The sequence below is a fragment of the Fulvimarina pelagi HTCC2506 genome, from assembly GCF_000153705.1.
Taxonomy (GTDB): domain Bacteria; phylum Pseudomonadota; class Alphaproteobacteria; order Rhizobiales; family Rhizobiaceae; genus Fulvimarina; species Fulvimarina pelagi.
On sequence record NZ_DS022272.1, the window covers coordinates 191,309 to 212,152 of the forward strand.

Consider the following 20,844-nt stretch of genomic DNA (forward strand, 5'->3'; position numbering starts at 1 on the left):
TCACATCCCCGAAAGGAACGGGTTCGACCGCCGCTCGTCGCCGAGCCGGCTGCCGGGCCCGTGGCCGCACAGGAAGCCGAAATCGTCGCCCAGTGGCAGCACCTTGTCGCGGATCGAGGCGAGCAGAGTTTCGTGGTTCCCGCCAGGCAGATCCGTCCGCCCGATCGAGCCGTTGAAGAGCACGTCGCCCATGACGATGAACTTCGCCGCGCGGTAGGCGAAGATCACATGGCCCGGAGCATGACCGGGCGTGTGCAGAACCTCGAACTCGTGCCCCGCAAAGGAGACCCGATCGCCCTCGTCCAGCCAGCGATCCGGCGTGCAGTTGCGGATCTCATTTCTCAGCCCGAACATCTTTCCCTGTTCAGCGAGATTGTCCATCAGCAGCTTGTCGTCTTTGTGCGAGCCGATGATGTCGACACCGAGCAACTCCTTCAGCTCCATCGCTCCGCCGGCATGGTCGATATGGCCGTGGGTCAGCCAAATCGCCTCGACGGTCACGCCTGCTGCTTTCACCGCACTCTCGATCTTCTCAGCCTCGCCGCCCGGATCGACGACGACCCCGGTCTTCGTCTCGTCGTCGAACAGCAGCGTGCAGTTCTGCTGAAACTCGGTGACAGGAATGATCTGTGCATTGAGCTGAGCCAAGGGGCAGCTCCTTTGGTTCGTTTGCGTCTGGTGGGCGTGAGAGATCGGAATGGGGCAGCGAGGTCAAGGATAGGCTTGGAATGGGCGTGTCCTGCGGAATCGACCGTTACGGCTTGATCCTCCAGCCCGTCTTGAAGATCCACCAGATCGCGGTCATCGCGATTGCCATGAAGGCAAGGGTCATCGAAAGGCTGACGAAGATCGAAACGTCGGACGCTTCGTAGAAGGCCCAGCGGAAGCCGGAGACAAGATAGAGGACTGGATTGAGCAGGCTTACATCCCGCCAGAAGTCGGGCAGCATGTCGATGGAATAGAAGGTTCCGCCGAGAAATGTCAGCGGCGTGACAACGAGAAGTGGGACGAGCTGAAGCTGCTCGAAGCCGTCGGCCCAGATGCCGATGATGAAGCCGAGCAGGGAAAAGGTGAAGCCGGTCAACACGAGGAAGAGCAGCATCCAGATCGGGTGCGCGATCTCAAAATCGACGAACAACGTCGCCGTCGCGAGGATGATGAGGCCGATCATGATCGATTTCGTTGCCGCCGCGCCAACGAAACCGAGAACAATTTCCACTGCCGAGACAGGAGCCGAGAGCACCTCGTAGATCGTGCCGGCAAAACGCGGGAAATAGATGCCGAAGGCGGCGTTTGAGATCGACTGGGTGAGGAGCTGGAGCATGATCAGACCCGGCACGATGAAGGCGCCGTAGTCCACTCCATCGATCTGGTTGATGCGGGACCCAATCGCCGCGCCGAAGACGATGAAATAGAGTGAGGTCGAGAGCACCGGCGAGACGATCGACTGGCCGATCGTGCGGATCGCCCGGTTGATCTCGAACATGTAGATGGCCTTGACGGCGTGCCAGTTCATTGTCCGTCTTCCACCAGGCCGACGAAAATCTCTTCAAGGCTCGATTGCTTCGTCACGATATCGCGGAACCTGACGCCGTCCTCGGCGAGGAGGCGCATCAAGGTCGCGATGCCGGTTCGCTCCGCATGGGTGTCGTAGGAATAGGTGAGGCTCATCCGATCTTCGGCGAGTTGCAGATCATAGTGGGACAGATTGTCGGGAATCGCCTGGAGTGGCTCCTGAAGAACGATGGTCAGTTCCTTGTGGCCGAGCTTGCGCATCAACTCGTTCTTGTCCTCCACAAGGATGAGTTCGCCCTTTGAGATGACCCCGATCCGGTCGGCCATCATCTCGGCTTCCTCGATGTAGTGGGTCGTGAGGATGACGGTGACGCCGGTCTGCCTCAGATCGGCGACGACGTTCCACATTTCGCGGCGGAGCGCGACGTCGACACCGGCGGTCGGCTCGTCGAGGAACAGCACTTCCGGTTCATGAGCAAGGGCTTTGGCGATGAGAACGCGCCGCTTCATCCCGCCAGAAAGGGTGCGGAGCTTGTTGTCCCTCTTCTCGTAGAGAGCAAGAGATTTCAGAACCCGCTCGATCACGGTCGGATCCTTCGGCTTGCCGAACAGGCCGCGCGAGAAGGAAACGGTGTTCCAGACGGATTCGAAGGCGTCGGTGGTCAATTCCTGCGGCACGAGGCCGATCTTGCCGCGGGCCTTGTAGAACTCGCTCTTCACGTCGTGGCCGTCGACGGTGATCCTGCCCTCGTTCAGTCGCGCAAGGCCGCAGATGAGGGAGATCAGCGTCGTTTTACCGGCGCCGTTCGGCCCGAGGAGGGCGAAAATCTCGCCCTTCTGGATCGTCAGGTCGACGTTCTTGAGGGCCTTGTAGCCGCCCTCGTATGTCTTGGAGACGTTTTCGATGGACAGGATTGGCTTTTGCGTCGTCTCGCTCATCTGTGGCTTTCGTCGACCTGTTCGGCTTTGTCGCGGCTAATCGGCTGCCGCGGCGGTCGGCGGAGCGTAGCGGGAACCTAAGCGCTGCCCTCGCGAAATAAAGGAGGCCGCGTCGAGAAGGGCCGGGGCGCTGCGTTTCAGGCGGCCGCGCGATGCTTGTCGGGCAGGGCGCCGAACCGCGTCGCGGCCGTCAGCAAGAGGCCGAGGGTCACGGCGTTGAAAACGTGCCAAAGGAAATGGGTGCCGAGCGGCATGATATCGCAAAGCGGATCGTCGGCTATTCGGAAGGCGAGAGAGGCGGTGAAGACGATGCCTGCCGCGAAGACGAGACGTCCTGCCGGATGGCGTCCTGCGAGCAGAAAGCCGCCGATGCCGAGCATCGCGAAAAGCCCGGGCAAGTAGGCGGCCGACCCGCCGACGATGGGCGAAAAGACCGGCTCGGCCAGCGGCGAGACAACGAAGAAGAGGAGGGTGCAGATTGCAGTCGCGATCCACCCTAGCCGCACGAAGCGCCTCAGTGCGTAGGCGAAATAGGCGAAGATGAAGACGGTGATCGGCAGCACGTCCGCAAGACCTGCCCAACGTGTTGCAAAGGTGTGGAACAGGAAGGAGCCGACGCCGATAACGGAGACGAGGGCGATCAGCGCCATTTCTACAAGGCCGGGTCTGGCACCTCCGCGGCTTCGCACGAAAACGATGAGCGCGGCGAGAAGGAATGCGGCGTTCGTGATCGCGTTGAGCGGCTCGGACCAGAAGGCCGTATTGGTCCGCTCGCAATAGGCGTCGATCGTCTCGAACCAGTCCAACTCAGCCCTTTCCGATGTTCGCGGGACCGGCGTCTCAGCTCCGCTCAGCAGAAAAGCTAGCGGAGATATCACGCCGAAAAGGGGCTGAAATGGTGGCGCGTTGCCAGCCGGGCGTCGCCGTTGTGACTCCGGTCACTGAGAGCCGGCCGGGCTTCGGATAGCTTCTTTCCATCGGCGGACGAAACGGACCGCCCAAACCGGAAGGAAGCCCTGACAATGATCCGCAAGACCGTCCTCGCCCTTGCCGCCGCTGCCACCCTCGCTACTGCAGCTGCTCCCGCGAACGCCTCCGATTATGGCGCCGAAGTTCCGCCGTCCGGCTACTCGCACTCAAGCAATCGCGACGCGGTGATCGCCGGTGCCGTGATCGGCCTTGCCGTCGGCATCATAGGCGCCGGCCTCGCCAAGAAGCGCCACCGCAACTGCTTCGACAAGCCGATCCGCAAATGGAGCCGCTACCATGGCCGGAAGGTGGTCGTCGGCTACCGGACCATCTGCCGCTGATCCCGCCCCGTTTCAGCGCAGACGGTGACCCCCAGCTTCTTCGTGTGGCTGGGGGTTTCGTCGTACGGGAACTCGATGTGCGAAGGATGTCTCACCACTGGATCGGCTCGTTGTTTTGATCCCAGAACGTGCCGCTCTCTTCCATCCCGCGCGCATCGAGCGTGCGAACAAGATTGCTAGCCGCCTTTGCCGGTTCGTCGGTGCTGTGATGATCCTGGAAATCGGCCGTGAAGGGCGTCGCCACCGTGCCCGGGTGGAGTGCGATCAGCACCGCCTGCCTGTAGCTGCGCTTCAGCTCGATCGCGGCCGTGCGAACAAGCTGATTCAGTGCAGCCTTGGAAGCCCGATAGGCATACCAGCCGCCGAGCCCGTTATCCCCAATCGAACCGATCCGTGCCGACAGGACGCCGATTTTCACCGGATGATCCCGGTCGAGCTTCGGTATCAGATGCTTGAGCACCAGAAGCGGCCCGGTCGCGTTTACGGCAAAGAGCGTGGTGAGCTCGTCCGGCTCGCAATCGCCGAGTTTCTTTTCCGGCTTGCCGCGCCGAGCGGTGAGGATGCCGGTCGCGACGAAGACGCGATCGAAAGGTCCATCGATACTGGAGAGTGCCCGCTCGATGCTCGCCTCATCGGTGACATCCAATCCGTCAGCGCTGCGCGAGAGGCCAACCACCTCCCCGTCTTCCCGGCAGCGCTCGACTAGTGCCGTGCCGATGCCGCCGGATGCGCCGATGACTAGTGTTATCAAGGACATGACACGCGCTCCAACAGATGAGTATTCCGGTGCTGACCGGATCTAAGCAGCTAGTGACTGGGAGAGAGCGAGCAATGCGGCACTTGCACTCCGACCTTCTGAGGCTTGGCCTAGTGACATCACTGGCAAGTAATGCAGAAGTCCATTATTTTTGGGTTGAGTAACCGCAAACTCGGAAATTAAAGCCATGCCTAGACTATCGATTACGGCGCGCGGACAGCTGACGCTCAGGCGGGAAATCCTTCGGCATCTCGGTCTGGAGCCCGGCCAGAAAGTGGAGGCGTCTCTCAGGCCGGATGGCGCTGTGGAACTCAAAGCGGCTCCGCGCGAAGGCTCGATCCACGCCTTCATCGGATCATTGAAGGACCAAACGAAGGGCCGCAGGCTGTCGGTCGAAGAGATGAACGAGGTGATCGCAGATGGCGCGGCGGATAATCCGCGTTGAAGGTCGCAGCCGACACGAATGTTCTCGTCCGGTCGGCCGTCGGGGATGATCCCGAGCAGGCTCTGCTCGCCGCGGAGCTTCTCGTCAACGCAGAGATCGTCTTCGTTGCGACGGAAGTGCTTTGCGAATTTGTCTGGGTGCTGCGTCGAGGCTATCGGATCGAAGATGCCGCCATCGCGGACGCGATCCGAAAGCTGATCGACGCACCGAACGTCAGAGCGGACCGTTTGGCCGCCGAGGCCGGGATCGCCATGCTCGAAGCCGGAGGCGATTTCGCGGACGGGGTCATCGCCTATTCGGGACGAATAGCGGGTGCGGACATGTTTGTCTCCTTCGACCGCCAAGCGATCAAGGCGCTGAAGACGCTCGGAGAAAACGCGCACGACCTCTCCGGCGGCGTGCCGCAGGATATTCCGAGATAGTTCTGTCCGGAAAGGGGGGCAATACCGGCGATGGCCGGTACCGCGCTTTTTAGGGTCGGCAGGGCGTTTGCCCGAATGCCTCAAGCCGCCTGGCGCTTGTCCAAATAGCCGCGCTCCACCAGCAGTTCGGCGATCTGTATCGTGTTCAGCGCCGCTCCCTTGCGCAGGTTGTCGGAGACGACCCAAATGTTGAGGCCGTTGTCGAGGGTCTGGTCCTCGCGAATGCGGCTGATGAAGGTCGCGTCGTCGCCGGCCGATTCCAGCGGGGTGACGTAGCCGCCGTCCTCGCGCTTGTCGATGACGAGGCAGCCCGGGGCCTCGCGCAGGATGTCGCGGGCTTCGTCCGCCGTGATCGGGTTCTCGAACTCGATGTTGACGGCTTCCGAATGCCCTACAAAGACCGGCACGCGCACGGCCGTGCAGGTAACCTTGATCTTCGGGTCGAGCATCTTCTTGGTCTCGGCCATCACCTTCCACTCTTCTTTCGTGGAACCATCCTCCATGAAGACGTCGATATGGGGGATGACGTTGAAGGCGATGCGCTTGGTAAACTTCTTGTTCTCGATCGGATCGGCGACAAAGACTGCGCGCGACTGCTCGAAGAGCTCGTCCATGCCGTCCTTGCCCGCGCCGGAGACCGACTGATAGGTCGAGACAACGATGCGCTTGATCTTCGCATGATCGTGCAGTGGCTTCAGCGCGACGACGAGCTGGGCGGTCGAGCAGTTCGGATTGGCGATGATGTTCTTCTTGGAATAACCCTCGATCGCGTCCGGGTTCACCTCCGGCACGATCAGCGGCACATCCTGATCGTAACGCCAGGCCGATGAGTTATCGATGACGATGCAGCCCTGCGCCCCGATCTTCGGGCTCATTTCCTTGGAGACCGAGCCGCCGGCGCTCATCAGGCAGACGTCGACATCGGAGAAGTCGAAGCCCTCGAGGTTCTTCACCTTCAGCGTCTTGTCGCCGTAGGAGACCTCCTGGCCGACGGAGCGGCGGGAGGCGAGTGCCACGACCTGATCGGCCGGGAAATTGCGTTCGGCGAGGATAGACAGCATTTCGCGCCCGACATTGCCGGTGGCGCCTGCGATCGCGACTTTGTAACCCATGGGGTTCGACCTTTTTCGCTCTCCCCGACCTTCGGATCGAATACGCTTCTCCGCCGCCCCGGGGGAGAGAAGCGGGGCGGGCGTCAGCTAATCGACGTTTTAGTGAGCGAGCGTATGGTCATCGTGACGCGTGGTATGGAGTGGACACCGAAATTTGTCAATTCGTCGAATCTCGCGATACCTGGCGTTCGAAGAGCGTCAGATGCTCGTCTTTGTACTTCGCTACTCCGTAAGGCCGGTAGCCGAGTTTGTCCGCGAGCTTGAGTGAGGCGCTGTTGTCCGGATGGATCATGCAGACGGTCTTTTCGGACACAGGAGGCAAGCCTTTGAACCAGGCATGGAATGCCGAAACTGCTTCGAAGGCGTAGCCCTTTCCTTGCGCCGATGGAAGAAACCGCCATGCAGCCTCCGGGAAGAGATCGAAATGCGCGCCGATCCCGCGATGGAAATGCATGATGCCGCCCTCGCCGAGAAAGGCGTTGTTGATGGCGTCCCTCACCGTAAACAGGCCGAAACGCAACGCCTGCCAGTGGCCGATATAGAAGAGCAAGCGACGCCAGTTCTCTTCCTCGCTGGATGCCTTGCCACCGCCGGTGAAGCGGAACACCGCCGGATCGCTTCCGAGTTTGTGGAGGTCGTCGAAATCTTCCCGAACGTGCGGGCGAAGCAATAGACGCTCCGTCTGGATCACCGGTGCGCCACTGTCAGGCATCGTCGCTCACATCCTATTCGATCGGCGGCTCGCCGCCGATCATCTCGGGTTGCTTGCCATAGGCGATTTCGCGTCGCATCGACTTGTCGATGCGACGCTGGCGGGGGACGGGCTCCAGTTTCTGGACCGTGCCGGTTTCGAGGGCCCGTTCGACGGCCGCCAGTACGCGCATGTCGAGAATGCCTTCCTCGCCGTTCGGCTCCGGGTCGCGGTCGTTGAGGATGCAGTCGGAGAAATAGTCGGTCTCACCGGCGAACTGGTCCGTGACGGGTGCCGTCCGGGTCTCCGTCTCGCCGTCCTTCTTCGAGATCTCGTAGGTGATCGCGAGATCGGGCGAGAAGCCAAAGCAGGGTTTGGCCTTAATGCCTCCCTCGCTGCCGACGAGATGAAACACCTCCTCGCTGTCTGAGGAATAGCTCAGTGTGAAGCTTGCCTGTCGCCCCTCAGTAAACTTCAGGATGACCGAAATCGTATCTTCGCAGCCGAGATTGCGATCGGTGCGCGAACCGATCGCCGCGACTTCGATCGGTTCGGCCTCGAAGAGATTGCGCACGGCGTTGATCGGGTAGTTGCCCATGTCCGGTACCGGGCCGCCCCAATAGCCGGACTTGGCGCGATAATTCGAGGCCTTCACCGTCTGGGAGAAGGTCGAGGTGAAGTAGCGCGGCTTGCCAATTTCGCCGTTGCGGATCGCCTCGATCATGGAGATCGTGCCCGGCTCGCAGTGCAGGCGGTAGGCGATCATCAGCTTGGCGCCGGAGGCCTTCGCCGCGGCTTCGATCGCCTCGGCGTCCTCGAGGCTCGTCGCCATGGGCTTTTCGAGAAGAACGTGGATGCCGGCCTTCAGCGCGGGTTCGGCGAACTTGCGATGCTGATCGTTCGGCAGCCCGATATAGACCGCATCGATCAGACCGGATTTCAGGAACTTGTCGTATTCGTCGTAGGTGTAGGTCTCAAGCCCGTAGTCGATGCCGAGCCGCTCGTTCTTCTCCGGCGTCCCCGAGACGAGGGCTGTGAGGATCGAATTGGTCGTTTGCGGCACGCCCGGCATGAAGGCGCATTGGGAAATCCAGCCCGCGCCGACCACGCCGTAGCGGACCTTGCCTTCGATACTTGGCATCGATGAACTCCTACTTGTGCTGAAGGACGCGGGCGGTTCGCCGGCGCCATGTCGTCGAGCGAGGGTAGTGCGGGCGTTCTGGCTTTGAAGCGGGCGGCAGAGCAAAAAGCGCCGATAAATCGCCACCACCGCCCCCTCTGGGAAACCGAACGTCCCTGCGCTAGGGACGAATGACGGGCAGGGCGTCCCAATTCGCCCGCACAGAGGAGGAAAGCGATGTCCGAACAGAATTTCGAAACGAGATCAATTCATGCCGGTGCCCGGCCGGATCCAACCACCGGCGCAAGGGCAACGCCGATCTATCAGACGACGTCATACCAGTTCGACAGTGTCGAACATGCTGCCTCCTTGTTCGGCCTGCAGGCCTTTGGCAACATCTACACCCGCATCATGAACCCGACGCAGGAGGTTCTGGAGCAGCGCATCGCCTCGTTAGAAGGCGGGACGGCCGCGCTCGCCGTCGCCTCGGGTCATGCCGCACAACTCCTCATCTTCCACACGATCATGCAGCCGGGCGACGAATTCGTCGCCGCGGGCCAGCTCTACGGCGGATCGATCAACCAGTTCGGCCATTCCTTCAAGAATTTCGACTGGCGCGTGAAATGGGCGGATATCTCGGACCTTTCTAGCTTCGAGGCGGCGATCACCGACAAGACGAAGGCGATCTTCATCGAATCGATCGCCAATCCGGGTGGTGTCGTCACCGACATCGCGGGCATCGCCGAAATCGCCAAAAAGCATGGCATCCCACTCATCGTCGACAATACGATGGCAACGCCGTATCTCTGCCGTCCGCTGGAACACGGCGCCAATATCGTCGTCCATTCGTTGACGAAGTTCATTGGCGGCCATGGCAATTCGATGGGCGGCGTCATTGTCGACGGCGGCAATTTCGACTGGGCCGCGTCGGGCAAATATCCGATGCTGTCGGAAGCCCGGCCGGAATATGCGGGCGTCAAAATCCACGAGACCTTCGGCGGCATCTCGTTCGCCATCGCAGCGCGCGTGCTCGGCCTGCGCGATCTCGGGCCAGCGATCTCGCCTTTCAATGCCTTCCTGATACTGACTGGCATCGAGACACTCGCCCTTCGCATGCAGCGTCATTCGGACAACGCCAAGCGCGTGGCCGAGCATTTGAAGGCGCATGAGAAGGTGACATGGGTCTCTTATGGCGGTCTCGAAGGCGATCCCAGCTACGAGAACATGAAGAAATATGCGCCGAACGGTGCCGGCGCGGTGCTGACCTTCGGTGTCAGTGGTGGCTACGAGGCGGGCGTGAAGCTGGTCGAGAGTCTCAAATTGTTTTCACACCTTGCCAATATCGGCGACACCCGCTCGCTAGTCATCCATCCGGCCTCGACCACGCACAAACAGCTCGGCGAGGAACAACGCAAATCGGCCGGCGCAGGCGAGGACGTCGTGCGACTGTCGGTTGGCATCGAGCATGCGGAGGATATCATCGCCGATCTCGATCAGGCGCTGGCCGGTCTCTAGACCTGCGAAAGAAAAAGAGCCACGCACCAGGGGCGGGTGCGTGGCTCTGCCGAGCTGTCCTCTAAGTGGGACCTATGAGCCGGGGGCAGGACCTCAACAGGAGCCGCGAAGGCTGACCTGCTGCCATCCCTGGCTTTCGTTTCGAACCTTCACCTGGCGGTGACGGGTCGTATACTCGGCGGGAATCGTGCGCGAGATGGTGCGCGCGGTTTGGACTACGACTTTCTCGGAGACGGTCTTCGTCACAGCCGGAACGTGGTGGGCGACCCTCCGCTCCGGGCTCACGAGCACCTTCTGGTGGGTGGTGCCATAGCGAGCGGGAATGACTTCTGCCCAGCTCTTGCCAGGATCGACGATGACGCGGCGCGTATGGTGCGCGTATTTCGCGGGAATATGGACTTTGCATAAGACCTTTTGGCCCTTGATGACGCGCCACTCGTAGCCGATCCGTGCAGGTTCGATCATCACTTTCTCAGTCACCGTCCGGTAAACTGGCGGCGAGGAGCGGTGGACCGTGCGTGCGGGTTCGATAACCACCTTCTTTGCGACCGTCTCGTAGCGTGCAGGCACGATGTCGTAGGTGACGCGGGCGGGCGAGACGACGACTTGCTTTGCGGCGTAGCCGTATTCCGCCGGGATCGTATCGTGCACGGTGCGGGCCGGACGGAGAAGCACGGCTTCCTCGACCGTCTGATACTGAGCAGGAATGTGAACCGCTCTGTAGCATTCAAGCGAAGCGCCGCGGCTGCCGGCAGAGGCGGGCTGCGCGGCCATGCTGCAACTCGCGGTCAGGGCCAGAAAGGCGGTGAAGCGACGCATGTATAGACTCCGAGGCGAGAATTTCATAAAGTAATTCTCGATGAATTCCTGAATAAATCAACCGAACCGCCTTAAATATGTCTGAATTAATGAAATCTAGGTTAAGTGTAAAACTCAATTAAAAAGCCCGGCAAATGCCGGGCTCTTTATCTATCGAAGCGTTATTTCAAATTATATCGACGCGATAGCTCAGCGCTCGACCTCTATCAGAATTTCGTTGCGCTTCATGAACCCCGGAGTCCAGGGTGGATTGTAGAACGCGTATTCGGGATCGCCCTTCTGGGTCAGGTTGTTGTCAGCCAGGTAGTTGTACAGCGTCATCAGTTGTTTCGATGCAAGCGTTGCATTGAAGTTGCCACTGAAGCGTATGGCGACGGTTCGCCGGGCCGGAACCTCTTTGAGGATGACGTCCCGCTGTTCAGGCTGCGGGAGGGTCGCCATCGTGTGCTTCTTCGGCATGACGAAGCGCACGGCCCAGCCCTTGGTCTTGCCTTCCGAATCAGCAAGCTGTTGAAGCACCGGCGTTGTCATCTTGATCGATTTGCCACCACGGTTTTTCGCTGCGATGTAGTCATAAAGCGTCTCGAAGCCCGCGCGGCGAGCCTTTTCGTGGTAACCGCTCTTCACCGTCTCGGCGACGATCATGGAATCGTAGTCGCGAATCTCGACGACGCCGTCCTCGCGGACGACCTCGTAGCTCGGCTCTTCAGCGTGTTCCTGCACCTTTTTGGTGACATAATAGGCCGCACCGATTGCAGCGAGCGTACCGCCGGCGACCAATAGCAGCGTGAGTTCCTTGTCGCGCTCGCTCATGGAGGTCCGGATCTTGTCGATGCCGCGTTGGGACTGCATCCCGCGCTTGAAGCTTTTCGTGCGAGGCAGACGAAGGTCCGGCAAGCCGTCGTAAAACGCGGCGAGCGACCCGCGCGCACTGTCATAGCCGTGCTCGGACGCATCACGGAGAGCCCGAACCTGACGCCTGGCCTCGGCTCGCGTCGGCGAGTACCAGCCCGTCATGAAATCGGGAAGATACCGCTCCGAAAAGCTCGGTTCGTGATGGAATGGATTGGCGCGTACCAGCGCTCGGCGAGCCCGTTCGGTTCGGCTTGGACGCGGATCGAGGCGTGCGGCAAGATCATGCTCGAGGTCCGTCAACCGTTCGCCTATCGAGTGCATGCTTTCGGACAATCCGTCCAGTACGGAACGATCGCGGCTCATTGGAAACTCCTGCTCGATTCTGAGACAATCTGCTTGCCGCCCCGGCACGTCATGCGCACCATGCGACCAATCTTCACCGCCAACGTGAAGCGGCTGGACTTGGTTGCGCCGCAACGGCAATTCGGCCCGACTGTGGTCGAGCAGCGCGCCTCCGCCATTAAAAGAAAAGTCAAGCCCCTTGCTCGGCCCAAGCCCCCTTTCGCGCCGAAAGCAATTAAATTTTCGAAAGCTGTAGCAACTTTGCCGCATATGGCGCATTTTAACGGATCAGGTTTTCATGCCTGATACTCCAGCCAAAACTTGACAGGCGGCTTCGTGCCGCCTTTTTTTGTCGGGTCCTCGGCACGGCCGATCGCTGTCCGGCCGCGCGCGTCGCCCTTTCGCGAGGTGGGGATGCTTGGGCTGCCGGAGGAGGCGTCGACGCTCGCACCTCCCAACGTCTAGGAATTAGGGTGTCAGACAACGCCGCGCTTGAACCTGATGACGAAGCCAGAGAACCCATGGCAGACATTCCCGACTGGTACGACGATCTCGACGGAACGCTTCGCCACGCGCTAGGAGAGCTCTCAGCTGCGGTTAGCGACCGGGGTCACGGTTTTCGGACCTTCACTGTTGCCTCGGTCGACGCAAACGGTGAACCGAGCGCTCGGGTGGTCGTGCTGCGCGCGTTCGATCGAGATTCCTGGCAGCTTCGGTTTCATACCGACGGGCGCTCTAGAAAGGTGAGCGAGTTCGCTGAAAACGGCCGGGTGTCACTCGTCTTTTATGACAAGGGTCGCAAACTGCAGATCCGGCTCGGTGGGCGAGCGGAGGTCCACAAGATCGATCCGAGTGACAAAAATGGCCTCGCCGCCGAAGCCTTTACCGCATCACTGCCCATGAGCCGCGAATGCTACCGGATCGAGCCCGGACCAGGCACCGTTCTTGGAGCACCCGACGGCTATCGTCACGCCGACGTTTCGCAGCACAAGAATGGAGATATCGCCGCGGATCCGGGCGCCTCCCATTTCGCTGCCGTAGTCGTTGCCTTCGAAACGGCCGAGGTCCTCTATCTCGCCTCGGAAGGTCATCGAAGATCGCGTTTTCGCGACGTCGGGAATGGCATTCACGAGGGCGTCTGGCTGACACCCTGACCTGCCGGCCTCAGCCCATGGCCGCTTCGAAACCTCGTTCGAGGTCGGCCTGAAGGTCTTCGGCATCTTCGAGCCCGATCTGGAGGCGAATGAGTGGACCTGTCTCCGGTCCGGCAGCGATCGTTCGATCGGAAAGATCCACGAGGACGGCGAGGCTCTCGTGCCCGCCCCAGGAATAGCCAAGCCCGAAGATCGTGAGCGCGTCAAGAAAGCGCGTTGCGGCCATCGCATCACCGTCGAGTACGAAACTGAACAGCCCCGAGGATCCCGAAAACTGTCGCTTGAAGGCCTCGTGATCGGTGAAGGAGGGGAGCGCCGGATGGAGGACCGACCGGACGTCGTCGCGGGTTTCCAACCACTTCGCGAGTTCGAGGGCGACCTTCTCATGCTGCCGAAGGCGCACGCCGAGCGTTTTCATGCCGCGCAGAACCAGCGACACGTCGTCTGGATTGGCGTTTATACCGAGCGCCGTCTGGGTTTTCAGAAGTTGATCCCAGGTCTTTCTGTTGGCGGAAACCGAACCCATCAACAGATCGGAATGGCCGCCCGGATATTTCGTCAACGCATGGATCGACATGTCGGCGCCATGATCCAGCGGACGGAAGTGGAGAGGGGTTGCCCACGTATTGTCCAGCATCGTCACGGCGCCGCCGGCGACAGCTGCGTCACAGATCGCTCTAACATCCTGAATTTCGAAAGTGTTTGAGCCCGGCGCTTCGAGAAAAACGACCGAAGTCTCGGGGCGCATCAAATCTGCAATGGCACCGCCGATATACGGATCGTAATACTCGACCGTCACATTCATGCGCTTCAACACCTGATGGCAGAAGCGGCGTGTGGGGGAATAGACTGAGTCGACGACGAGCACGTGATCTCCGGCCGAAGCGAAGGCGAGCAATGGCAACGTGACTGCCGCAAGCCCCGAAGGCACCAGCGCGGTGCCGTGGGCGCCTTCGAGCTCGCTCAACTGGTCTTCGAGCACCTTCGTCGTCGGCGTACCGGCAAGTCCATAGGAATATTTGAGGTTCTTTCGGTCGGCCATCGCCGCAGTCGATTCGAACAGAACGGTCGAGCCACGTACGATTGGTGGATTAACGAAGCCATGCATCGACATCGGATCGTAGGGAGGGTGCACCAGACGGGTGCCGATTCGCTGTGCGGATGGCTTGTTCACTTGATCTTTGCTCAAACTCGCAAAACTTTCTGCAACTTGAAGTAGTGTGCATCACAGTGGACCCTTTATCGCAGTGCGAAATTTTATGCAGCAGCTTGACCTGCATAAATCTTTGCCATGACATGGGCTCCTGACGATGGCCTCGAATTTGGGGCGGCTTCGGCAATCGGCCAACCGCCTGTCGACACGCGCCCCCGGATCGGGTTCCATCGATCGCCAAACGAGTCACTCGAGATTCGATGAAGAAACCGAATAGGGAAACCCACATGACAATCAAATTCCTGACTGCGGCACTCGGACTGTCCGTCGCGGCCCTCGCGACAGCGGGTGCCCAGGCCCAGACCGCCGGGACCGTAAAGGAGCGCGGATCGCTGCGCTGCGGCGTCAATACGGGCCTGCCGGGCTTCGCATCGCAGAACGACCAGGGTGAATGGCAGGGGCTCGACGTCGACTATTGCCGCGCTGTGGCGACCGCCGTCCTTGGCGATCCGCAGGCCGTGACATTCTCACCGCTGTCCGCAGTGCAACGCTTCCCGGCCCTGCAGAACAACGAGATCGATCTGCTGGCTCGTAACACGACCTGGACGATGGACCGCGATACCGCGCTCGGCCTCGATTTCGCAGGCGTCAACTACTATGACGGCCAAGGCTTCATGGTGAAGAACGATCTCGGCGTGAACTCCGCGCTCGAGCTTTCCGGCGCCACCGTCTGCGTCCAGTCCGGCACGACGACCGAGCTTAACCTTGCCGACTATTTCGAAGCCAACGACATGGACTACAATCCGGTCGTCATCGAATCCCAGTCGGACGTGAACTCGGCCTATGACTCGGGCCGCTGCGATGTCTTGACCACTGACGCATCGGGTCTTGCGGCCTCGCGTCTTGAAATGAGCAATCCCGACAATCACACGATCCTGCCGGAAATCATCTCGAAAGAGCCGCTTGGACCTGCCGTCCGTCAGGGTGACGACCAGTGGGCCGACATTGTTCGCTGGACCCACTATGCGTTGTTGAATGCTGAGGAACTCGGTGTGAACCAGGGCAATGTCGAGGAGATGAAGAACTCGGACAATCCGGACATTCGCCGCCTGCTCGGCCAGGACTCGAATTTCGGGGAGCCGCTCGGCTTGCCGCAGGACTGGGCCGCTCAGGTGATCTCGGCAGTGGGCAATTACGGCGAGATCTTCGAACGGAACATCGGCGTCAACACGCCTCTGAAGATCCAGCGCGGCCAGAACGCTCTGTGGACCGACGGCGGTCTGCAATACGGCATGCCGGTCCGCTAAAGACGCGGTTGCCAGGCGGATGTTCTCGCGTTCGCCAGGCGCCTCGTAACACTGACAGAGCGGTACCGGCCGGTTCAGCCGGTACCGCATCCTGGCGATGAAAAACAAAAAGCCCTTACCCGAAGAGGTTTGAATGGCTGCGAATATCGAGACGTCCGGCGGCGTACGCGCCTCGTCATCGTCCTCGTCCGGGCTGCTGAACGATCCGTTCTTTCGGTCGTTCGCGATTCAGGCGACGCTGATCATCGGACTGGCCCTGTTCGTCTGGTGGCTGGTCGACAACACGGCCCGCAACCTCGCGCAGGCGAACATTGCCTCCGGGTTCGGGTTTCTTTCGAACAGGGCCGGCTTCGACATCGGTCAAACGCCAATCGAATATTCGAATTCGGCGACCTACGGCCGTGCGCTGATCGTCGGCCTCGTGAACACGCTGATCGTGGCTGGCACGGGAATCGTCTTCGCAACCATCGTCGGTTTCATCATCGGCATCGGCAGGCTCTCGCAGAATTTTCTCGTTCGGCTTCTTTCGACGGTCTATGTCGAGGTCTTCCGAAACATTCCGCCGCTGCTCGTTATCCTGTTCTGGTATTTCGGTGTCATTTCAGCCCTTGGCAGCCCACGTGGCATCTCTGAAAACCCCTTCGGCTTCTATCTGACGAATCGCGGATTGCAGACGCCGAGCTTTGCATTCGAGGTACTTGCATGGGCGAGCTTTGTTGTCTTCGCCGCCGGGCTCGCTGCGGCGATCGTGCTCGCTCGGCGCAATAGGAGGCATCAGCTGAAGACAGGCGATCGCAAGCCGACTCTCTGGCCGGTTCTCGGGCTTGTCGTCGGCCTCCCGCTCGTCGCCTTCCTTGTGACCGGAATGCCCGCAACCATCGACATACCGACGCCGGGCACGTTCAATCTGCAGGGTGGTTTCCAGATCAAGCCGGAATTCGTCGCTCTGTTCCTGGCCCTCTCCCTCTATACCGCGGCGTTCATCGCCGAAATCGTGCGCGCCGGCATCCTTTCAGTCTCGAAAGGACAGACGGAGGCATCGTCCGCGCTCGGGTTGAGGCGCGGGCTAACACTCAGGCTCGTAATCGTGCCGCAGGCCTTCCGGGTCATCATCCCTCCGCTGACCAGTCAGTATCTCAACCTGATCAAGAACTCCTCGCTCGGCCTTGCAATCGGCTATCCCGAACTCTTCGCCATAGGAACGACGGTTCTAAATCAGTCGGGCCAGTCTATCGAAATCATCGTGATCTGCATGGGGGTCTATCTATCGATCAGCATTGCCGTCTCGATCTTCATGAACTGGTTCAATTCCAAGATGGCCTTGGCTGAGCGGTAGGGAGCGCGATCCATGCAAGAACACGCAAACGCCTACGTCTCGACGAAGGAACTGCCGCAGCTTCCTGCGCCTCGCAATGATGCGGGCCCGATCGCGGTTCTCCGGAAAAACCTGTTCGCGACGCCGGTCGACACGATCCTCACCCTCGTCTGCGGCCTCTTCATCGTCTGGGCGATCTGGAACCTCTTCAGTTTTGTCTGGCTTGATGCCGTCTTCGAGGGCGCGGATCGCGAGGCCTGCCTTGTCGAGGGTGGGGGCCATGGCGGGGCCTGCTGGGCCTTCGTCGAGGCGAAACTTGGCCAGTTCGTTTACGGCACCTATCCGTCCGCAGAGCGCTGGCGTGTCGATACCGTATTCCTGCTGCTGGCACTTCTCACAGCGGGTCTCCTGATCCCGAACGTCCCATACAAACGGATCAACGCGATCCTGCTATTCGCGGTCTTTCCGGTCGTCACCCTCGTGCTTCTGACGGGTGGTGAGTTCGAACTCGCCGGTGGTGCGATCGCGCTCGTCTTCGTGCTGGCAGCCGCCGCTACGCTCAGCGCCGTTGGCTCGGTTCCGCGAATCAGCCTCTCACGGCTCGAAATGCGCATTGCGACCTGGCTTCTCTTGGGTGCAATAGCGCTGATGCTGATCGCTATCGTCCTGGACACGCCGACTTTCGAGATCCTCGGCTTCTCCTTCAGTCTTCTGACGATGCTTGCCTTCGTCGCAACTCTCGGCGCCATCGGCTTGTCGATGATGGTGGGTTTTGGCTCCGGCCAGACGACGATCAAGAGCATGGTGGCGCCGCTCGTTATCGCCGCACTTTTCATCTTCGCGATGACGGCGGATTTCGACCTGCGCTACGTGCCGACCAATCTCTGGGGAGGGCTGATGCTGACGCTTGTCGTCGCCCTTTCCGGGATCGCGGCATCTCTTCCGTTCGGCGTGCTCCTTGCCCTAGGGCGGCGTTCTCATATGCCGGCCGTAAGGCTCATCTGCGTCATCTTCATCGAGTTCTGGCGCGGCGTGCCACTGATCACCGTCCTCTTCATGGCGACCTTCATGCTTCCGCTCTTCATGCCGGAAGGGGTGAATTTCAATTCGCTGCTGCGCGCGCTCGTCGGCGTGGCCCTTTTCGCATCAGCTTACATGGCGGAGGTCGTCCGAGGTGGCCTGCAGGCGATTCCGAAAGGCCAGTACGAGGGCGCGGATGCGATGGCGCTCAGCTATTGGCAGAAAACGCGGCTGATCATCCTGCCCCAAGCGTTGAAGATCGTCATTCCGGGTATCGTCAACACCTTTATCGGCCTCTTCAAGGATACCTCGCTGGTCTACATTATCGGCCTCGCCGACCTTCTAGGAACAGTGAAGCGCGGTTTTGCCGATCCGAACTGGATCACGCCGACAACGCCCGCGACAGGGCTTCTCTTTGCCGCCTTCGTCTACTGGTGCTTCTGCTTCGGCATGTCGCGCTACTCGATTTTCGTCGAGCGCCGCCTCGACACCGGACACAAACGATAAGGACCGCCCTCATGTCGATGACGCAAGAATCAGCGCCGACCCCGACGAAGAAGATGGAGATTTCCGACGAGGTCGCGGTGGAGATGGATAAGGTCAACAAGTGGTTTGGCGAGTTCCACGTGCTGCGCGACATCAATCTCACCGTCCAGAAGGGCGAGCGCATCGTTATCTGCGGCCCGTCCGGGTCCGGCAAATCGACCATGATCCGCTGCATCAATCGGCTGGAGGAGCACCAGAAGGGCCGCATCGTCGTCGACGGGATCGAGCTTACCGGCGATCTGAAAAAGATAGACGAGGTGCGGCGCGAGGTCGGCATGGTGTTCCAGCACTTCAACCTCTTCCCGCATCTTACCATCATGGAGAACTGCACGCTCGCGCCGATATGGGTTCGCAAGATGCCCAAGAAGAAAGCCGAGGAGATCGCCATGCACTATCTGGAGCGCGTGAAGATACCGGAGCAGGCACACAAATACCCCGGTCAGCTCTCGGGCGGCCAACAGCAACGCGTGGCGATCGCACGCTCGCTTTGCATGAACCCGCGCATCATGCTCTTCGACGAGCCGACTTCCGCACTGGATCCTGAGATGATCAAAGAGGTGCTCGATGTCATGGTGGGGCTGGCAGAGGAGGGGATGACAATGCTCTGCGTCACCCACGAGATGGGCTTCGCCCGCTCGGTCGCGAACCGCGTGATCTTCATGGACCGCGGCCAGATCGTCGAGCAGAACGAGCCGAAGGCCTTCTTCGAAAACCCGCAGCACGAGCGTACCAAGCTTTTCCTGTCTCAGATCCTGCACTGAAGCCGGCATCGGAACGAACATGCAGGACATCGACTTCGTTCTCGTCGAATGCGGACTGTCGGTCGGCGTACCGAGCCCTGTAGAATGACGTCTAATCGGAACGCCCGAACATATTCCGCGTTTTCAAGCCGGGACGCCTGATGAGCATGGCCGGTCTTGCTCAAGGACATGGCATTGGCAAAAAAAGAAGAAAAAGCCTCCGGAGAGAGTTCGAACTCGGCTACCGCGATTGGTCTCCTCGCACGACAATCGGTGGAATTTGGTCCTCGCTGGGCCGTGATCGGCATCTTCTTCATGATGCTTTTTGGAGGCCTCTATCTGACGGCGAGCTTCGTGCTTCCGGTGATTATCGCGGTTCTCTTCGCACTCGTCATGAGCCCGATCGTCCGCTTTCTCCGGCGCCGTTTGAAGATCTGGGAGCCCGTTTCCGCCTTTTTCCTCGTCATCGGGTCGCTGACCTTTTTGACGTTCGGCTTCTACATGTTGAGCGATCCGATCGCGAACATCATCTCCAACGCGCCGGAATACGCACGGGCGGTCGATAAGGAGATTCGAACAGTGCAGGCACGCTTCCAGCGCCTGCAGGAGGCAAGTGAGAACGTCGGCGAGGGTGGAACAGACGATGGGGTCAACCGTCTGCCGCCGTCGCCCTTCGCACAGCCGGAGCCCGAGCCGGAAAACGACGACGAGCCGCAGGAGGTTGTCGTCAAGAACCCTGGCCTGGTCGACAATGCAGCGAACGAACTGCCTACGATCCTGGCATCGGTCCTTTTTGCCCTTGTCTTCCTGTTCTTTCTTCTGGCTTCGGGCGACATGTTCTATGCCAAGCTAGTCCGCTTGATGCCGACGCTTGAAGACAAGAAACGCGCGCTGCACATAGCCCATGACATCGAGCGCGAGCTCTCGCGCTACTTTCTCACGATTACGCTCATCAATACGGGCCTCGGCATCGCAGTCGGGACCGGGCTTTGGTACGTGGGAATGCCAAGTCCCGTCGTCTTCGGCGCCCTCGCGACGCTCCTCAATTTCATCCCCTATCTCGGCGCGCTGTTCGGCATGGGGCTCGTCGGTGTCATCGCTCTTGCCGAGTTCGGTAGCCTTGCCGAGGCCGCAATTCCCGTGCTGATCTACCTTGCCGTCACCACGATCGAGGGTCAGTTCCTAACGCCGATGATTGTCGGGCGGAGGCTACAGATGAACGCGGCGGCCGTCTTCCTCTCGGTCGCGTTCTGGGGATGGATCTGGGGTGTCCTCGGCATGTTCCTCGCTGTGCCCCTGATGGTCGCCATCAAGGTTTTCGCCACCTATACCGAGGCGTTGCACGCTTTCGGAGCCTTTCTGGCGGCAGAGGAAACCCCAGACGACGACTGACCTGGCCGCCGTGCAGCCACACGGTCAAAAAGAAAACCGGGCCGCAAAGCCCGGTTTTCGTTAATTTTGTCTGTCAGGTCGTTCGGAGAAGTCTCCGGAACTGGCCGTTCTTTAGAGAACGCCCACGACCATCGCCCCGATGAAGGCGAACGCGGCACATACCATCAGCAAGTTAAAAGAACGCATGACTTCCATGTGTCTGTCTCCTTCCCTGGGAGCCCATCCCTTTTTTCTGAGAACGTAGGGTGTGGCCCCTCCCGTCGCCAATCAGCGCCTGAATCCCGCACCGATCGCCAACCGTTCGAAAGATTGGTCGAGAGCAGGCGCTCAGACAAGGGGTCTCTTATTGTGCAGCGCACTCAGAAGGACCTCGGA

The 20,844-nt window shown here is 60.2% G+C and carries 22 protein-coding genes; 11 read left to right on the top strand and 11 right to left on the bottom strand.

The window, feature by feature from the left end; all coding sequences use genetic code 11:
* The 4 genes from FP2506_RS00845 to FP2506_RS00860 all read right to left on the bottom strand — a co-directional run bounded on the left by FP2506_RS00845 (position 1) and on the right by FP2506_RS00860 (position 3,260).
* A complete protein-coding gene (locus FP2506_RS00845; protein WP_007065438.1) occupies positions 1-648 on the bottom strand; it encodes an MBL fold metallo-hydrolase in 648 nt (215 codons plus the stop codon).
* A 106-nt stretch (positions 649-754) separates the two neighbouring features.
* A complete protein-coding gene (locus FP2506_RS00850; protein WP_007065440.1) occupies positions 755-1,516 on the bottom strand; it encodes an ABC transporter permease in 762 nt (253 codons plus the stop codon).
* A complete protein-coding gene (locus FP2506_RS00855) occupies positions 1,513-2,454 on the bottom strand; it encodes an ABC transporter ATP-binding protein (RefSeq protein WP_007065441.1) in 942 nt (313 codons plus the stop codon). Before FP2506_RS00855 ends, FP2506_RS00850 begins: the two co-directional genes overlap by 4 nt.
* A gap of 137 nt (positions 2,455-2,591) precedes the next feature.
* A complete protein-coding gene (locus FP2506_RS00860; RefSeq protein ID WP_007065442.1) occupies positions 2,592-3,260 on the bottom strand; it encodes a ceramidase domain-containing protein in 669 nt (222 codons plus the stop codon).
* 216 nt (positions 3,261-3,476) lie between these two features.
* On the opposite strand from FP2506_RS00860, the gene FP2506_RS00865 reads away from it, so the two are divergent.
* Positions 3,477-3,764 carry a hypothetical protein gene (locus FP2506_RS00865; RefSeq protein WP_007065443.1) on the top strand — a complete coding sequence of 96 codons (288 nt, stop codon included), beginning with the start codon at positions 3,477-3,479 and terminating at the stop codon, positions 3,762-3,764.
* Between the two features lie 91 nt (positions 3,765-3,855).
* Here the strand turns inward: FP2506_RS00865 and FP2506_RS00870 are convergent, their stop codons facing one another.
* Positions 3,856-4,521 (bottom strand): SDR family NAD(P)-dependent oxidoreductase, encoded by a 666-nt coding sequence (locus FP2506_RS00870; protein WP_007065444.1) that lies wholly within the window; start codon positions 4,519-4,521, stop codon positions 3,856-3,858.
* Between the two features lie 187 nt (positions 4,522-4,708).
* Here FP2506_RS00870 and FP2506_RS00875 point away from each other — a divergent pair, with 187 nt between their 5' ends.
* Positions 4,709-4,966 (top strand): AbrB/MazE/SpoVT family DNA-binding domain-containing protein, encoded by a 258-nt coding sequence (locus FP2506_RS00875; protein ID WP_007065445.1) that lies wholly within the window; start codon positions 4,709-4,711, stop codon positions 4,964-4,966.
* Positions 4,963-5,388, top strand: a complete 426-nt coding sequence (locus tag FP2506_RS00880; protein ID WP_007065446.1) for a type II toxin-antitoxin system VapC family toxin — start codon at positions 4,963-4,965, stop codon at positions 5,386-5,388. Before FP2506_RS00875 ends, FP2506_RS00880 begins: the two co-directional genes overlap by 4 nt.
* A gap of 80 nt (positions 5,389-5,468) precedes the next feature.
* On the opposite strand, the gene FP2506_RS00885 is transcribed toward FP2506_RS00880, so the two are convergent.
* From FP2506_RS00885 to FP2506_RS00895, 3 genes are all read right to left on the bottom strand, one after another.
* A complete protein-coding gene (locus tag FP2506_RS00885; RefSeq protein WP_007065447.1) occupies positions 5,469-6,500 on the bottom strand; it encodes an aspartate-semialdehyde dehydrogenase in 1,032 nt (343 codons plus the stop codon).
* A gap of 157 nt (positions 6,501-6,657) precedes the next feature.
* Positions 6,658-7,212 (bottom strand): GNAT family N-acetyltransferase, encoded by a 555-nt coding sequence (locus tag FP2506_RS00890; RefSeq protein ID WP_007065448.1) that lies wholly within the window; start codon positions 7,210-7,212, stop codon positions 6,658-6,660.
* 13 nt (positions 7,213-7,225) lie between these two features.
* The gene (locus tag FP2506_RS00895) at positions 7,226-8,332 is read right to left on the bottom strand and encodes a Gfo/Idh/MocA family protein (RefSeq protein ID WP_007065449.1); all 1,107 of its coding nucleotides are present in this window, start codon (positions 8,330-8,332) and stop codon (positions 7,226-7,228) included.
* Between the two features lie 216 nt (positions 8,333-8,548).
* On the opposite strand from FP2506_RS00895, the gene FP2506_RS00900 reads away from it, so the two are divergent.
* Positions 8,549-9,826: an O-acetylhomoserine aminocarboxypropyltransferase gene (locus tag FP2506_RS00900; RefSeq protein ID WP_007065450.1), complete on the top strand. Its 1,278-nt coding sequence runs from the start codon at positions 8,549-8,551 to the stop codon at positions 9,824-9,826.
* A gap of 93 nt (positions 9,827-9,919) precedes the next feature.
* Here FP2506_RS00900 and FP2506_RS00905 read toward each other — a convergent pair whose 3' ends face one another.
* Positions 9,920-10,645 (bottom strand): hypothetical protein, encoded by a 726-nt coding sequence (locus tag FP2506_RS00905; protein ID WP_007065451.1) that lies wholly within the window; start codon positions 10,643-10,645, stop codon positions 9,920-9,922.
* A 189-nt stretch (positions 10,646-10,834) separates the two neighbouring features.
* Positions 10,835-11,662, bottom strand: a complete 828-nt coding sequence (locus FP2506_RS17800; protein WP_244404100.1) for an SOUL family heme-binding protein — start codon at positions 11,660-11,662, stop codon at positions 10,835-10,837.
* A 39-nt stretch (positions 11,663-11,701) separates the two neighbouring features.
* Here FP2506_RS17800 and FP2506_RS19115 point away from each other — a divergent pair, with 39 nt between their 5' ends.
* Together FP2506_RS19115 and FP2506_RS00920 are read left to right on the top strand one after the other, a co-directional pair.
* Complete coding sequence (locus FP2506_RS19115) at positions 11,702-12,148, top strand: hypothetical protein (protein ID WP_040488790.1); 447 nt, start codon at positions 11,702-11,704, stop codon at positions 12,146-12,148.
* A 215-nt stretch (positions 12,149-12,363) separates the two neighbouring features.
* The gene (locus FP2506_RS00920) at positions 12,364-12,996 is read left to right on the top strand and encodes a pyridoxamine 5'-phosphate oxidase family protein (protein ID WP_007065454.1); all 633 of its coding nucleotides are present in this window, start codon (positions 12,364-12,366) and stop codon (positions 12,994-12,996) included.
* A gap of 10 nt (positions 12,997-13,006) precedes the next feature.
* Here FP2506_RS00920 and metC read toward each other — a convergent pair whose 3' ends face one another.
* Positions 13,007-14,170 carry a cystathionine beta-lyase gene (gene metC / locus FP2506_RS00925; protein ID WP_425277081.1) on the bottom strand — a complete coding sequence of 388 codons (1,164 nt, stop codon included), beginning with the start codon at positions 14,168-14,170 and terminating at the stop codon, positions 13,007-13,009.
* A gap of 266 nt (positions 14,171-14,436) precedes the next feature.
* On the opposite strand from metC, the gene FP2506_RS00930 reads away from it, so the two are divergent.
* From FP2506_RS00930 to FP2506_RS00950, 5 genes are all read left to right on the top strand, one after another.
* The gene (locus FP2506_RS00930) at positions 14,437-15,456 is read left to right on the top strand and encodes an amino acid ABC transporter substrate-binding protein (RefSeq protein WP_007065456.1); all 1,020 of its coding nucleotides are present in this window, start codon (positions 14,437-14,439) and stop codon (positions 15,454-15,456) included.
* A gap of 133 nt (positions 15,457-15,589) precedes the next feature.
* On the top strand, positions 15,590-16,792 hold the full coding sequence (locus FP2506_RS00935; protein ID WP_007065457.1) for an amino acid ABC transporter permease: 1,203 nt from the start codon (positions 15,590-15,592) through the stop codon (positions 16,790-16,792).
* A gap of 12 nt (positions 16,793-16,804) precedes the next feature.
* Positions 16,805-18,298 (top strand): amino acid ABC transporter permease, encoded by a 1,494-nt coding sequence (locus FP2506_RS00940; RefSeq protein WP_007065458.1) that lies wholly within the window; start codon positions 16,805-16,807, stop codon positions 18,296-18,298.
* Between the two features lie 17 nt (positions 18,299-18,315).
* A complete protein-coding gene (locus tag FP2506_RS00945; RefSeq protein WP_040489258.1) occupies positions 18,316-19,098 on the top strand; it encodes an amino acid ABC transporter ATP-binding protein in 783 nt (260 codons plus the stop codon).
* A 168-nt stretch (positions 19,099-19,266) separates the two neighbouring features.
* The gene (locus FP2506_RS00950; RefSeq protein ID WP_007065460.1) at positions 19,267-20,469 is read left to right on the top strand and encodes an AI-2E family transporter; all 1,203 of its coding nucleotides are present in this window, start codon (positions 19,267-19,269) and stop codon (positions 20,467-20,469) included.
* The last annotated feature ends 375 nt before the right edge of the window (positions 20,470-20,844 follow it).

Coding starts and splice junctions, on each gene's coding strand:
- FP2506_RS00865 (WP_007065443.1), top strand. CDS start 3,477: ATGATCCGCAAGACCGTCCTCGCCCTTGCCGCCGCTGCCACCCTCGCT.
- FP2506_RS00885 (WP_007065447.1), bottom strand. CDS start 6,500: ATGGGTTACAAAGTCGCGATCGCAGGCGCCACCGGCAATGTCGGGCGC.
- FP2506_RS00890 (WP_007065448.1), bottom strand. CDS start 7,212: ATGCCTGACAGTGGCGCACCGGTGATCCAGACGGAGCGTCTATTGCTT.
- FP2506_RS00850 (WP_007065440.1), bottom strand. CDS start 1,516: ATGAACTGGCACGCCGTCAAGGCCATCTACATGTTCGAGATCAACCGG.
- FP2506_RS00940 (WP_007065458.1), top strand. CDS start 16,805: ATGCAAGAACACGCAAACGCCTACGTCTCGACGAAGGAACTGCCGCAG.
- FP2506_RS00945 (WP_040489258.1), top strand. CDS start 18,316: ATGACGCAAGAATCAGCGCCGACCCCGACGAAGAAGATGGAGATTTCC.
- FP2506_RS00905 (WP_007065451.1), bottom strand. CDS start 10,645: ATGCGTCGCTTCACCGCCTTTCTGGCCCTGACCGCGAGTTGCAGCATG.
- FP2506_RS00920 (WP_007065454.1), top strand. CDS start 12,364: ATGGCAGACATTCCCGACTGGTACGACGATCTCGACGGAACGCTTCGC.
- FP2506_RS17800 (WP_244404100.1), bottom strand. CDS start 11,662: ATGACGGGCTGGTACTCGCCGACGCGAGCCGAGGCCAGGCGTCAGGTT.
- FP2506_RS00870 (WP_007065444.1), bottom strand. CDS start 4,521: ATGTCCTTGATAACACTAGTCATCGGCGCATCCGGCGGCATCGGCACG.
- FP2506_RS00935 (WP_007065457.1), top strand. CDS start 15,590: ATGGCTGCGAATATCGAGACGTCCGGCGGCGTACGCGCCTCGTCATCG.
- FP2506_RS00875 (WP_007065445.1), top strand. CDS start 4,709: ATGCCTAGACTATCGATTACGGCGCGCGGACAGCTGACGCTCAGGCGG.
- FP2506_RS00855 (WP_007065441.1), bottom strand. CDS start 2,454: ATGAGCGAGACGACGCAAAAGCCAATCCTGTCCATCGAAAACGTCTCC.
- FP2506_RS19115 (WP_040488790.1), top strand. CDS start 11,702: ATGGAATGGATTGGCGCGTACCAGCGCTCGGCGAGCCCGTTCGGTTCG.
- FP2506_RS00895 (WP_007065449.1), bottom strand. CDS start 8,332: ATGCCAAGTATCGAAGGCAAGGTCCGCTACGGCGTGGTCGGCGCGGGC.
- FP2506_RS00950 (WP_007065460.1), top strand. CDS start 19,267: ATGGCATTGGCAAAAAAAGAAGAAAAAGCCTCCGGAGAGAGTTCGAAC.
- FP2506_RS00930 (WP_007065456.1), top strand. CDS start 14,437: ATGACAATCAAATTCCTGACTGCGGCACTCGGACTGTCCGTCGCGGCC.
- FP2506_RS00900 (WP_007065450.1), top strand. CDS start 8,549: ATGTCCGAACAGAATTTCGAAACGAGATCAATTCATGCCGGTGCCCGG.